This is a genomic window from Paenibacillus agricola (assembly GCF_011440305.1).
Taxonomy (GTDB): domain Bacteria; phylum Bacillota; class Bacilli; order Paenibacillales; family NBRC-103111; genus Paenibacillus_S; species Paenibacillus_S agricola.
On record NZ_JAAOIW010000005.1, the window covers coordinates 325,755 to 338,793 of the forward strand.

Consider the following 13,039-nt stretch of genomic DNA (forward strand, 5'->3'; position numbering starts at 1 on the left):
AGTGTATAAATAAGCAATAGATTCGTATTTTTCAAAAGAAAAGCACCGCGGGTCCCAGTTGAACAAGGGTTATCCAGAGGTGCTTATAGTCCATATTTTGGGGGAGGCAATGCCAGCCTTTTTTATGAAGATATCCGAATCGGCGGGATTATCCTCACGACAAGCAAAGCCGGATCAAGTCATCAACATCGGCTGTTGCGAGGCATTCCACCGTATCGGCTGCACCATAATACAGCTTCACCTCGCCGGAGTCCTCCAGAATCATTCCTCCTGGAAAAATAACATCGCTGCGGAATCCATCGGTTTCGTAAGGAGCCTCTGGGGCAAGCAACGGCTCCTTGTACATCCCGATCACCTTGCGCGGGTTATCCAGATCAAGCAGCATGATGCCGGCGCAATACCTTTTGATCCAGGATGCTTCCCAGCCGTTTTTGCCGCGGCTTGAATCAATGTCCACCGCATGAAAGGTGGTCAACCAGCCTTGTTTGGTTTTAATCGGCGGTGCCGCGGGTCCGATCTTGTCATTCGCATAAGGCACCTGCTCAACCGCAAGCACAAGGTCTGAATCTCCCCAGTAACGAAGGTCGGGAGATTCAGATAGCCACATATCGAACTGGTCTCTTCCCCGGCTGTATACGGTAAAAGGCCGCTCCAGCCGCACATAATTCCCGTTGATCCTCTCCGGGAACAGCACCATGTTACGGTTATCCGGGATGCTCATGCTCAGCACCTTGAAGCTGGAGAAATCCTCCGTGACCGCAATCCCTCCGCGAACTCCATGCTTCGTATCCACGGCAAAGCACATGTAAACCTTGCCCTCAAGCACCGTTAGCCGCGGGTCGTACACACGGATAATTTCTTCATCATTCCACTCCCAGCATGGAAGCGGCTGAACATCCCAGTGAATCCCGTCATTACTGTAAGCGAGACCAAGATTGGTTGTGCTGCCGGGCAGCATCTGCTTGGTACCCATATCCGCGTAATCGTTGCGAAAGACCATGATATATTTGCCTTCAAACTTCGTAACCCCTGCATTGAAAACGAGTGAAGGGGAATAAGGCACATCCTTGGGTGCAAGCACCGGATTGGCAGGATGGCGGTGAATAACTGTGCTGGAGCGCAGAGCTCCAATTAAGGGTATGGACATCTTCGATCTTCCTCTCATCATGGCTTATTATTGTTACGCTTTCATGATAGGATAGAAGGACTTGATGTTCATGCCAAAACGCGGCTTCCATATCTCAAATTTTCGGAGGAGGAGTTATGACTTTTTTCCCGATCTACAAACAGATTACCGATTACCCGGCGATTGACCGCCTTTTTCCGATCCATATCTCCATCAACCATGTAGAGGAGAAGTTCCCGGCGCACCGCCATGACTTCCTTGAATGCTCATTCGTGCTATCCGGCTACGGCTGCGAGTACATCAACGGCCATGCCCATGATATGCGACCTGGCACGTTTACGTTTCTGCTGCCGTACCAGGTGCATGAGCTTCGCACGGCTTCAGTCGAGCCACTTGTGCTGTATAACTGCATGTTCGACATGAACCTGCTGACAGGCACCTTTGGCGAGGAGGCTTGGGAGCTGCTGTGGCAGGATGGGGATATTCCGCCCTTCCTCCATACGGCCGGAGAAACCACAGAATACTGCCGGCGGCTATGGGAAGGATTGTTTGCCGAATATACGCAAACCCAGCTCCCTTGGCGGCAGTCCTTAATCCGCGCAAGGCTGCTGGAGCTGCTGGCGGGCTTTGACCGCGAACGCCGCCTCCTGATGCCAGCACCAGCTATCCCTTTCGCCAAAGCCAGCAGGCCGTCGCTTAATGTTTGGCCGATCATCCGCTATGTACATCAGCATTATTTGGAGGATTTATCCTTGATGAGCCTTGCTGAAGCATTTGGGCATAGCCCTTCACGAATTACCGAATGCATCAGGGACCAGGTAGGTGTTACCTTCCTCCACTTCCTGCACGAAGTCAGAGTTCGCCACGCCTGCAGCCTGCTGCTCACCACAGACCATGCCGTCACCGACATCGGCTATGAAGTCGGATTTCAGTCGTTCAAAACATTTTCGCGCATTTTCCGCGAACAGAAAGGCACGACACCAACCGCCTACCGCCGCAATGGTGGGTTGTGAGATACACGACATATAAAACAAACTTTTATTCATGCAAACTAAATTTATGTTTGTTTTTATTTTTATTTGTGTTATCATTTTTTCAGGAGTTACTTTTACACAAGTTAGGGTTACATAAGCACTTTTATCTAGAGGAGACCGTGATGAACGATGGAGTCTATTCGTGAAGATTTTGAATTCTTTAGCGAAATTATTAAGGGCATCGCCGCTCAATTCGGAAACCAATGTGAGGTCGTGCTTCATGATTTGACTGGGGACTATGCAAGCACCATTATCGCGATTGAGAACGGTCATGTAACAGGTCGAAAAATTGGCGATCCCGGCACAAATCTAGGACTGGAGATTCTAAGAGGCAGCCATGTTAACGGCAATCGCTTCAATTACCTTACGCAAACGAAAGACGGCCGTATCCTTCGCTCTACTTCCATCTATAAGAAAAATCCGGCAGGCATTACGATTGCCGCCATATGCATCAATTATGATGTGACCGAGCTAATGCTGGCTAAGCGAACGCTTGATTCATTAACGACAGGTGGCCAGCAGCTAGATATTAAGGAATCATTCGTCAGCAATGTTAGCGACCTACTCGATGCGCTGCTTCAGGAAGCTCAGGAGCAGGTTGGCAAACCGGTGGCCGTGATGGCGAAAGAAGACAAGATGAGAATGATTCAACTGCTTGACCAGAAAGGCGCCTTCTTGGTCAAGAAAAGCGGCGAGAAAATATGCAGCTACTTGAACATCTCCAAGTACACGTTATACAGCTATTTGGAAGAAAGCAAATCTCAAGCTGAAAGGACTGAGGAATAATATGACGGAGGCAGCAAGTCAATCCATCGTTAAGACTCAACCGGAAACTCCCTGCATCATCATTGACAAGGCCATAATGGAGCGCAATATCCGTAATATGGCAGAGGTTGCCCGCAATAATCAGGTTCAGCTTCGTCCCCACGCCAAAACACACAAGTTGCCTTGGGTAGCCCACCAGCAGCTGCAAGCCGGAGCCGTGGGCATAACCGTGGCCAAGGTTTCAGAGGCAGAGGTTATGGTAGAGCATGGAGTCACGAATATTTTTATCGCTTATCCCCTTGTGACGAAAGATAAAATCGAACGCGCCATCCGCTTAAGCAAGCAAATTACGTTGATTGCCGCCGTGGATAGTTTAGAAGGCGCTGAGCGAATGAATGAAGCTGCCGGCCGCAGCGGGCATAAGCTTCAGGTGAGGCTGGAAATTGATACGGGACTACGCCGGACTGGCGTACTATACGATCAAGCACCTGAGCTGGCGACCCGTATCCATAGCCTGGAGCATTTGCATTTGACTGGTATTTATACGTTCCGCGGAGCGATCTATAAGCAGAAGCCCACGCTTGACTTACAGATAGCTGGCGAAGATGAAGGCCAAATCATGGCCGATTTGGCTGAGCGTCTGCGCGCGAGTGGCATTCCTATCCTTGATGTGAGCGTAGGCTCCACTCCAACAGGCATGTATGCCGCAGCAGTCAAAGGCGTTACCGAAATCCGTCCGGGAACCTATGTGTATCAAGATCGCATGCAGGCTCAACTGGGCGTTTGCAGCCTGGACGATTGCGCAGGCAGCGTATGGGTTACGGTCGTAAGCCGACCTTCCGCGGATTTGGCAGTTATCGACGGCGGCAGCAAAACGTTCGCCACCGATGTACAGCCAAACACCCAGCCGCTTATGCTTCAAGGCTTTGGCCATATTGAAGGCTTGGACGATGCCGTGTTAGAGCGGCTTTCCGAGGAGCACGGCATGCTGCGGCTAGGCCCAAGCTCGCAGCATGTCAACCCACAGATCGGTAGCCGGCTTCGAATCATTCCTAACCATATATGCAGCACCGTTAATCTGCATAATAAAGTTTTTTTCACGAATGGCACAGAATTCGAGGAGATGGCTGTTTTAGGGCGCGGCATGCTGGAATAGCTATAGAATCCATTTCGAAGGAGTCGTTATTATGCTTGATCTCATATTGAAAAATGGTCGCATTGTTGATGGTACGGGCAATCCATGGTTTCTAGGCGATGTGGGAATTAAGGATGGACTCATTACATCTGTTGGAAGACTCGATCAGGAGGCACACAGCACCATTGATGTCCATCGGCAGGTTATTTCTCCGGGATTTATCGATGGACATTGCCATTCCGATCTGATGATTCTGGATCATCCCCACAGCGAAATCAAAATTCGGCAAGGCGTAACAACTGAGGTTGTTGGCAATTGTGGGCTTGCACCTGCCCCTTTCTTCAAGCAGCATGCCGACTTGCTGCAAAGCTATGTACAGCCCGTGCTTGGGAAGACAACATGGGAATGGCCGTGGGAAACTGTTGCCCAGTATATGGATACGCTCGAGCGCTCCAGCCCCTCCGAGAATATCGCTACCTATGTAGCACATGGCGCATTAAGGATTGCCGTGATGGGGTTCGCCAAACGCGATGCTACAACCCTCGAGCTGCAGGTCATGAAGCAGCTTCTCGAGGAAGGGCTTAAAGCAGGTGCAATCGGCTTCTCCATCGGGCTGCTCTACGCTCCCGGCAGCTATACCTCCAAGGAGGAAATAGCCGAGCTCTGCTCCATTTTGCCGAAGTATAATGGGCTATTCTCGACTCATATTCGCGGTGAAGGCAATAACCTGCTCCCATCCGTTTCAGAGGTCATCTGGATTGCCGAGAAAACCGGTGTTTCGCTACACATCAGTCATTTGAAGGCGGCTGGCAAACGAAATTGGGGTAAGGTCATGGAAGCCATGGAAATGATTGAGCAAGCACGTGCACGTGGGCTTGATGTTACCTGCGACGTTTATCCTTACAGTGCCGGTTCCACTACATTAACAACCGTACTTCCGCCATGGTCTCTCGAAGGCGGCATTGATTGCGCATTGGAGCTATGCAAAGACGCCGGTTCACGCAAACGTATCCGGGAGGAGCTGGAGCGTGAGCATGAGGATTGGGATAATCTGGTCTGCTCCACGGGCTGGCAAAGCATTTACATATCGGCTGTTCATACCGAAACGAACCGTGTTCTCGAAGGAAAGCATCTTGCAGAGATTAGCGAGATGAGAGGCCAGCACCCTGTAGACTGTATGCTCGACTTGCTGCTTGAAGAGGCGGGTCGAATATCCATTGTCTATTTCCACATGGCTGACGAGGATGTCAAGCAAGTAGTAGGTTACGAACGGTCGTTAATCGCTTCGGACAGCTTAACATGTGAGACTGGCAAGCCTCACCCGCGACTCTATGGCACTTTTCCAAGAGTATTCGCCAAATATGTGCGCGACGAACGGGTATTGACTCTGGAGCAAGCGGTTCGCAAGCTTACTTCCTTCCCCGCGCAGCGCTTCAAGCTAGGCAAACGTGGATTGATCGTCCCCGGATATGCAGCCGATCTGGCGGTATTCGATCCCGAGACTATCCAGGATCATGCTACTTTTGATAATCCGAGGCAGTATCCAGAGGGTCTCACACAGGTTATCGTAGGTGGTAAACCAACATTTGCTCGAGAGCAGCATACACACGCAAGAGCCGGGCAATTAATAAGGGCTCAACATTGCTGCAGTCATTAATAAAACTAACTATTCATGGAGGTTCATTCCTATGTCAAAAGTAGAACAAAGATTACAAGAGCTTGGTATCGTGCTGCCCCCTTCACCAGAACCACGGTTTACTTATATCCCTTGCAACCAAACCGGCAATCTCATTTATTTATCCGGCCAGGACTGCCGTATTAATGGAGAATTAATGTACGAGGGCAAGCTGGGAACGGAGCTTACCATTGAACAAGGTCAAGAAGCAGCCCGCCAGACGATCATTAACTGTCTAGCTGTGATGAAAGGATACCTTGGCGACTTGGACCGAGTTGTCAAAATTGTCAAAATGCTCGCATTCGTGAACAGCGCACCCGGCTTTGCCGACCAGCCTTATGTCATCAATGGAGCCTCCAATTTGCTCGTAGAGGTGTTCGGTGATAACGGCAGACATGCCCGATCCGCTATCGGAACCAGTGAGCTGCCTTTTCATACACCAGTAGAGATAGAGATTATTGCAGAGATACGCGACTAACTATATAGGACTTAACGGACAATGAAGCTCATAGGATGAATCTAAAAGGGGCGATTGTGAAATGGAAATTCGATTAGTCAAAAATGATGAACTGAGCCAGGCTGTTAGATTGGCCGATGACATCTTCCGCACAACAGGACAAAGCTCAATGGGCAAGAGCTTCCCGTTACTTTTCCAACCTGGAATCAGCCATTCTTATGGGGCATTTGAAGACGGGATGCTCGTTTCCTTCATGGGGCTTGTCCCATCTATCATGCAAGTTGGCAAAGCAAAGCTCCATGTATTTTCTATGGGTGCAGTGTGCACGCATCCGAACTATCGCGGTCAAGGCATCGCGGGTCAATTGCTCGACCGCTGCAAGCTGCATGCCGATGAAGCCGGTGCCTCTCTGCTTTTCATCTCGGGAGACCGATCGTTGTATACCCGTGTTCATTGTTATCCATTCGGTCAAACGGAGCGATTCACGCTGGATGCGGAAAGCGCCGCTCGTCTTAAAATTACGGCGATGGCATTAGATGACGGCAGCATTGGAGGCTCCAGCCCTCTTATCCTGCGCTCTTTAGAGGCTAAGGATATGTTCGCGCTTCATGCCGCAGCAGCAGCCCGCGAGGTCAAGTATGAACAGAGTATGAGCGATCTTGCCCAGCTCATTGATGCGGAAGCTTATGCCAGCTGCCTGAGATTGTCGCACCAGACGTTAGTCGGTGCACGTCTAACAGGAAGCGTCGAATCATTCGCTGTAATTGCAGTCCCGGATCCAACTCACTCTACGGACAGCAAACCACCGACAATCATCGAATCGGCTGGACCAGCAGCTCAAGTCGGGATTCTGCTAGCCGACGCCGTTGAACGTTGGAATCTACCATTGCTAGAGATTCCAGTAGGCTGGCACCAGCAGCAGCTAATCCAACTGCTGCAGAAGGCTGCTGTACCTTCGGTTACAAAAGCGAACAGCGGCACCGTCTACGTCGTGAACCCGCAGCGGGTTTTTGATCAGGCTGCCGTGAATAGTTTGTATGAAGGGCAGCTTCATTGTTCCACTCAGATGGATGGTTCATATCGCCTTGAAGCCGGAGAAACCACAATTACCATGACTCCTTCCGAATTGGTTTCGCTATTCTTCGATCCTGCCTCTTCCCACAGGACAAGGATACCGGAGTGGTCGACTATTCCGCTTCCTTATACAAACGGACTTTATTACATTTAATCATCGATTAGGGCGGGATACATTCTATCCTTCGAACATCAGCATTTCTCGTTAAGTATTTACTGATCCATACGAAAGAGTAGGCCTGCAATCCCGGCCTACTCTTTACGTTCATCTCTTACTTGCAATATAAAGAGAGAGACATTCAGCCACCCGAATGCCTCTCTCTTATTCAAACAAATAATTTATTTTCAATGGGTATTTGGTTACCTATCCAGTAAGCTCTTTAAATTCTCGATAGACTGGATGGAACCTGCCTTCTGCTCTTCGTTACCTTCAAATTCAATGGTCAACCAGCCGTTATAACGATTCTCCTTAAGGCGACCCAGAAGGTATGGCAAATCCACGTTTCCTTCGCCTATAATGGTACCCGCATATGTATCACCCGATAGGGAAGTATAGGTTTCACCCGGAAAGCCTTCCTCCACCTTTATAAAATCCTTGCAGTGAACATGCGCAATCTCTAATTGTAATTGATTAAAGGCATCATTAGGATTCTCGTCGACAAGCATGAAATTCCCCATATCGAACGTGCTCCGCAGCGCCTGAGAATCCACTTCCCGAATGATCGAGCTAACCTGCTCAGCCTTTCCTGCAAAGAGTCCATGGTTCTCCAGACAAAGCACCGTATTCTTACTGCCTGCATAGTCGGCGGCCGTTTTGAGTCCCTCAATGATCCAGCGCCTTGCCTCTTCAAACGCGACTCCCTCCTGCTGATTGCCGGAAAATACACGAATAGCCTTGGCACCGAATCTAGTGGCGATATCCACGGACTCGATTATTTGTTGTAATTGATCCTGTCGATTGACTGCGTCAGGTAGAGCAAAGTTATTACTAGCTCCAACGCACGCCACTTCCAGTCCCTCTTGCTGTAGCGCTAGTTCAACCTGCCCAATATCGGTTTCTGGATTCCAGAAGCGATGCAGAAGTTCAACACCGTCCGCTTTCGTCTGCCTGCCGACAAAATGTATGAAATCTGCATTCGTCCATGATTTATCATAAAAATATTTGTGGCAGCTCCATACGCTTAAGCTCGTTTTCATCGTTATGCTCAGCCTCCATTTATCTCAGCCTATTTGTTAATTTCCATCAAAACGAATTTCTTTCCCTGTTCTAGCGGATTCATAGACAGCACATAAGATCTTCATGATTTCCACACCGTCTTCCACTGGACTAAGCGTAACGTCCGTACCGAGACAACAACGAACAAAATGATTGATCTCATTCTGGAATCCCGCAACAAAATCAAACGTAAGTGTATCTGCTTGCGGTAGAAGATTCAACATGATATCGTGTTTTTCCGTCGCGATTTGCAGCTCTGGCTCCACTTGGGCACCACCTTTGGTCCCATAGATACTTATCGTGTTATCATTCTTGATGCCATGCAGCGTAAAGCTGACATCCACCATAATAGAAGCACCGTTCTCAAAACAAATCAGCGCATTGGCAAGGTCCTCCACATCGTTTTTGGTGGCATCATAATCAGCGGCCTGATAAAAGGATAAATGCTCCACATTCGCCCGGTTACCCAGCTTATTATAAGTATTGCCTTTCACCGATTGGACTTTGGGCTTGCCCATTAAGTACCAGCACAAATCGATCACATGGACGCCTAGATCGATAAGCGGTCCACCTCCTGAGCGGTTAGTATCAGCAAACCAACCGCCGGGGTTGCCTAGTCGGCGGAGGTAGCTGGCTTTGGCGTAATAGATGTCGCCAAGATCGCCCGCATCAATAAATTTGCGCAATATTTGCGTCGTATTTCCATAACGCCTGACAAACCCGACCTGAAACACCTTATTGCTACCTTCAACGGCAGCCTGGACTTCGAGTGCCTGCTCAACGGTTTGACAAAGTGGTTTTTCACAAAGAACATGTTTGCCGGCTGCCACAGAAGCAATACTGAATTCAGCATGCGAGTTATTCCATGTACAGATGCTTACAGCTTCTATCTCGGCGTTTGCCAGAAAATCTTGGATGTTAGCATACACATGGGGAATTCCATATTTGGCTGCTTTTTCCTCCGCTCGTCCTATATTCATATCGCAAATCGCATAAAGCTCAACTTCCTTGTTGTTAGCATAGGCGTCCAAATGTAAGGTTGAAATGCTACCTGCTCCAATAATACCAATTTTCAACTTTTTCATATCTAATTCCTCCAGGTTTGTGATTGCCAACTTTCCATTCTATGGCTCTTAGCGCTTATATGCTGCCGTTGGTCTGAGTGACACTGACGGCGCTTGTGCAAGCTTCCGAAATTGGGTAGGTGTGATCCCCGTATAGGCTTTGAAAATCGAACAAAAATATTTATATTCCCGATACCCAACTTTCTCGGCTATTTCAAATACACGCTCCTCCGTTTCAATTAGGCTGGCTTTGGCATGGTCAATGCGGACTTCATTCAAATATTCGGCAAAGCCCTTGCCAAAATTTTGTTTGAAGATGATGCTGAAATAATTCGGAGTAATTTTGAGCCAGGCAGCTACCTCTGATGCTTTCAAGTCCGTGGTATGCCGGGAATCGATGTATGTTTTGACCCTTTCAGCAATCCAATGATCTTTGCCTTCAAGCGAAGAATGAATGATCGCAAACATCGACCACAGCTCACGGCGAAGCAATGATTCCATTGCCCGACTGGAGTTATGTACCAGCAAATCGATTTTTTGCGCGTTGAATAAATCAGCATGCCCCAACAAATCGATCCCATTGGTTCGTAGTTTATGTTGAAGAATAATGCTCAATTCCTTGATTGCTTGTAAAATTTCCTTCAGCACACAACCCTTATCGTGGAAATCCTGTACGATCCTTCCAATAATATCATCCAATTCCTCATAGCTTCCGTAAAAAAGCACATGCAGCAGTTGTTTCTCCAGCTCTGACGGGGCAAACGACAGATGGCTCTGATGGATCTTCCTGGATACACGCTCCTCCTCATAAAACATAACGGTGCGCAAATCGGAAATCGGCTTTTCTTGCAAAACAGAGACAGCTTCTATATAAGCGGGATAAGCCTGCTCCAAGTTAGCATATATAGCGGAGATACCGAAATTCAGATGCGGGACATCCGGCACAAAGACCTTTGCTTCCAGCAGAGCTGCCTCCAAATCCAGGTTACTTACTTGGCAGGCTCCCCTGCACAAACAAATCAGCAAATTCGGATGATGAAAGTAGGCTACGACCTCTTCATAGCAGCCCTTTAATGTGGCGGTGACCGCCTCTTCCCATTGGTTTCGAAGCGACCGTCGCAGGTCATCCGGCGTGCTATAAGCCCAACCTGCGTAATCCTCAAGTTGACTTGCTATAAGCCTAAAGGATTGAACACCATCTGCTATAAGGAACGGGATATCCCCCCCCTCTTGCACAGTTCCTTCCCCTTGGATGAGCTCAGTCAACCACTTTAATCGGCGCTCTTGCTCGTTCCTATGCTTCTTCTCAGCCTCCTGCATGATTTCCTGGCCTATTCTTTGCACCATGGTCATTAGCTCATCAATGTTTACCGGCTTAAGCAAATAATCCTCGATTCCAAGCCGAAGGGCTCGCCGGGCATATTCGAAATCATCATAACCACTAAGAATGATGATACGAATTTGCGGCTGCTTCTCCTTCAGCTTTTTGGCTAATTCAAGTCCGTCCATCCCTTCCATATGAATGTCCGTCAAAATCAAATCAATCGGCTCATCAGCTACGAACTGCAAAGCCTCTATGCCGTCATAGGCTTCACCTGCCACTTCCACACCTATCGTCTCCCAAGGTATCGTCAGTCTTAACCCTTGGCAAATAATCGGCTCGTCATCTACGATCAGCATTCTGATGGTCATGCTTCTTCCTCCTGTCCATTCATCCATAGAGGTATTCTTAGCCTTACGCATGCTCCAGCTTCCATCTGATCATCGGGCAGCTCGACACCATAGCCGCTTCCGTAAACCAGTAATGTCCGCTCATGTATATTGCAGATAGCATGTTCCATCAAAGCTGGATCGTCGATCCTTTCGTTAAGCGCCTGACGGATCTGTTGAATTTTATCTTTGGCAAATCCGATCCCTGAATCCATAACATCTATAGTCAAATCTTGCCCGTCCCGATAGCAGCGCACATCAATCCTGCCGCCCCCTCGCTTGAAGCCGTGCTTGATGCTGTTTTCAACAAACGGCTGGATCACCTTTTTCAACAAGACCGTGTCCTCAAGTGATGCTTCCATAAACAGGCTAAATTGCAGCTTACTGCCCATCCGCTTTTGCTGTAAATTCAGGTAAGCCCTAACAAAATCCATTTCGCCAGCTAATGTCGTAAAACGCTTCTCACTATTGAGGCCCATACGAAAAAATCGGGATAACGTCTCAATCAACTGGCTCGTTTCAGGCGCCTTTTCCAGTCTGGCTGTCCAGCGGATCATATCTAACGTGTTATATAGAAAATGCGGATCCATCTGACTTTGCAGTATTCTCAGCTCAGATTCCTTTTGCCGAATCTCCAGCTTGTACTTTTTGTCAATCAGATCCTTCATCGTTATGACCATATTATTAAATTGTCTGCCAAGCTCCCCAACCTCATCATGTGAGCGAATTTCCACCTGTGCGGAAAAATCGCCCTGCTTCAGCCGGTGCGTCTCTTTTCTCAATGCGAGTATGGGGCGAATAATCGCCAGCTCAAAGCCAGCTAATGCAAACAAACCAAATATTAGAATGACGAACATTAATATTTGCAGTGAGGCTTTAATCGCATTGGTTTTTTCGACAATTGTCTTGTCCTTAATCATTGCAACAATATTCCATCCGGTCGATTTCATATGCTGGTTGAAAATAACATAAGAAATGCCTTCCTCCCTTAAGGAGAATACTTTGTTCGAGGGCTTTGAAATTCCCTTCATCAACGCATGATTCGGATAGAGTTGGCCAATCAGATTCTCATTTTGGTGAAGCTGTACATTGCCGTCGGAACGAACAATAAATATGGAGCCTTGCTCCTTAATTACTGCATTGGACAATAAGTCCGTTATTTCCGACTGATCCAAACGTATAATGACCTCACCAACGGGTCGCGAAGGATTTTCGAAGGAGTTAATGACTCTGATCATCGAGACAACTCGCTTACTGCCTGTCCAACCGCTCTCCAGTGGGTAAGAATCCGTCCAGACGATTCGACCCTTATTTGCTTTCGCCTGGTCGGTCCATTTGGTTTCCAATCCTTTTACAGGCTCGCCGATTTGCAGCTCATTACCACCTATTCCCTGCAGGGATATCGATTTAATATATGGCTTCGACATGGTTTGGAACGCAATAAACCCTTCAATGGCCGCCTTATCTTTATTGATTTGTTCTCTGTTATCGGGTGAAGCTGGAGTTTCCATGAAATTCCGGAAATTATCCTGATAAATCATGTAATTCGATATATCCTCAACTGCCTTGATCTTTTCAGTCAGATTCAACTCGATGGTATTCAGGTTGGTTTCCATAGAGTCTATGAACTGCTGTCTTAATATAGCGTCAAACCAGCTTAGTATCACATAACCAACAAGCAAAGAGGGAAGCGTGACCAACAGAAAAAAAATCGCGATTGATTTCCTTCTCAAGCTGAAATTCAATAAACCGGTTCCGTTCGTCTTCATATCGATCCCCCCTT

At 48.1% G+C, this 13,039-nt stretch carries 11 protein-coding genes; 6 read left to right on the plus strand and 5 right to left on the minus strand.

Features of this window, described 5'->3' with window-relative positions:
• Positions 1-154 precede the first annotated feature (154 nt).
• Positions 155-1,147: a glycoside hydrolase family 130 protein gene (locus G9U52_RS16480; protein ID WP_166151435.1), complete on the minus strand. Its 993-nt coding sequence runs from the start codon at positions 1,145-1,147 to the stop codon at positions 155-157.
• 116 nt (positions 1,148-1,263) lie between these two features.
• Between G9U52_RS16480 and G9U52_RS16485 the strand changes: the two genes are divergently transcribed.
• From G9U52_RS16485 to G9U52_RS16510, 6 genes are all read left to right on the plus strand, one after another.
• Positions 1,264-2,139, plus strand: coding sequence for an AraC family transcriptional regulator (locus G9U52_RS16485; protein ID WP_166151437.1), 876 nt, complete (start codon positions 1,264-1,266; stop codon positions 2,137-2,139).
• 150 nt (positions 2,140-2,289) lie between these two features.
• Positions 2,290-2,946, plus strand: a complete 657-nt coding sequence (locus tag G9U52_RS16490) for a helix-turn-helix transcriptional regulator (RefSeq protein WP_166151439.1) — start codon at positions 2,290-2,292, stop codon at positions 2,944-2,946.
• A gap of 1 nt (position 2,947) precedes the next feature.
• The gene (locus G9U52_RS16495) at positions 2,948-4,081 is read left to right on the plus strand and encodes an alanine racemase (RefSeq protein WP_166151441.1); all 1,134 of its coding nucleotides are present in this window, start codon (positions 2,948-2,950) and stop codon (positions 4,079-4,081) included.
• Positions 4,082-4,112: 31 nt separating this feature from the next.
• Positions 4,113-5,717, plus strand: coding sequence for an N-acyl-D-amino-acid deacylase family protein (locus G9U52_RS16500; protein ID WP_166151443.1), 1,605 nt, complete (start codon positions 4,113-4,115; stop codon positions 5,715-5,717).
• A gap of 31 nt (positions 5,718-5,748) precedes the next feature.
• Positions 5,749-6,213, plus strand: a complete 465-nt coding sequence (locus G9U52_RS16505; protein ID WP_166151445.1) for a RidA family protein — start codon at positions 5,749-5,751, stop codon at positions 6,211-6,213.
• 61 nt (positions 6,214-6,274) lie between these two features.
• Positions 6,275-7,420, plus strand: a complete 1,146-nt coding sequence (locus tag G9U52_RS16510) for a GNAT family N-acetyltransferase (protein WP_166151447.1) — start codon at positions 6,275-6,277, stop codon at positions 7,418-7,420.
• Between the two features lie 206 nt (positions 7,421-7,626).
• Here G9U52_RS16510 and G9U52_RS16515 read toward each other — a convergent pair whose 3' ends face one another.
• From G9U52_RS16515 to G9U52_RS16530, 4 genes are read right to left on the minus strand one after another with little or no spacing between them, the layout of a single operon-like run.
• The gene (locus G9U52_RS16515; protein WP_166151449.1) at positions 7,627-8,463 is read right to left on the minus strand and encodes a sugar phosphate isomerase/epimerase family protein; all 837 of its coding nucleotides are present in this window, start codon (positions 8,461-8,463) and stop codon (positions 7,627-7,629) included.
• Positions 8,464-8,499: 36 nt separating this feature from the next.
• Entirely contained in the window at positions 8,500-9,567 is a 1,068-nt protein-coding gene (locus tag G9U52_RS16520) for a Gfo/Idh/MocA family protein (protein WP_166151451.1), read from the minus strand.
• Positions 9,568-9,615: 48 nt separating this feature from the next.
• On the minus strand, positions 9,616-11,238 hold the full coding sequence (locus tag G9U52_RS16525; RefSeq protein WP_166151453.1) for a response regulator transcription factor: 1,623 nt from the start codon (positions 11,236-11,238) through the stop codon (positions 9,616-9,618).
• A complete protein-coding gene (locus tag G9U52_RS16530) occupies positions 11,235-13,025 on the minus strand; it encodes a sensor histidine kinase (RefSeq protein WP_166151455.1) in 1,791 nt (596 codons plus the stop codon). The genes G9U52_RS16525 and G9U52_RS16530 overlap by 4 nt, the downstream gene beginning before the upstream one ends.
• Positions 13,026-13,039: the final 14 nt, after the last annotated feature.

Bases quoted from the DNA above. Each gene is read 5' to 3' on its own strand.
- G9U52_RS16480 (WP_166151435.1), bottom strand. From the start codon at position 1,147: ATGTCCATACCCTTAATTGGAGCTCTGCGCTCCAGCACAGTTATTCAC.
- G9U52_RS16485 (WP_166151437.1), top strand. From the start codon at position 1,264: ATGACTTTTTTCCCGATCTACAAACAGATTACCGATTACCCGGCGATT.
- G9U52_RS16490 (WP_166151439.1), top strand. From the start codon at position 2,290: ATGGAGTCTATTCGTGAAGATTTTGAATTCTTTAGCGAAATTATTAAG.
- G9U52_RS16495 (WP_166151441.1), top strand. From the start codon at position 2,948: ATGACGGAGGCAGCAAGTCAATCCATCGTTAAGACTCAACCGGAAACT.
- G9U52_RS16500 (WP_166151443.1), top strand. From the start codon at position 4,113: ATGCTTGATCTCATATTGAAAAATGGTCGCATTGTTGATGGTACGGGC.
- G9U52_RS16505 (WP_166151445.1), top strand. From the start codon at position 5,749: ATGTCAAAAGTAGAACAAAGATTACAAGAGCTTGGTATCGTGCTGCCC.
- G9U52_RS16510 (WP_166151447.1), top strand. From the start codon at position 6,275: ATGGAAATTCGATTAGTCAAAAATGATGAACTGAGCCAGGCTGTTAGA.
- G9U52_RS16515 (WP_166151449.1), bottom strand. From the start codon at position 8,463: ATGAAAACGAGCTTAAGCGTATGGAGCTGCCACAAATATTTTTATGAT.
- G9U52_RS16520 (WP_166151451.1), bottom strand. From the start codon at position 9,567: ATGAAAAAGTTGAAAATTGGTATTATTGGAGCAGGTAGCATTTCAACC.
- G9U52_RS16525 (WP_166151453.1), bottom strand. From the start codon at position 11,238: ATGACCATCAGAATGCTGATCGTAGATGACGAGCCGATTATTTGCCAA.
- G9U52_RS16530 (WP_166151455.1), bottom strand. From the start codon at position 13,025: ATGAAGACGAACGGAACCGGTTTATTGAATTTCAGCTTGAGAAGGAAA.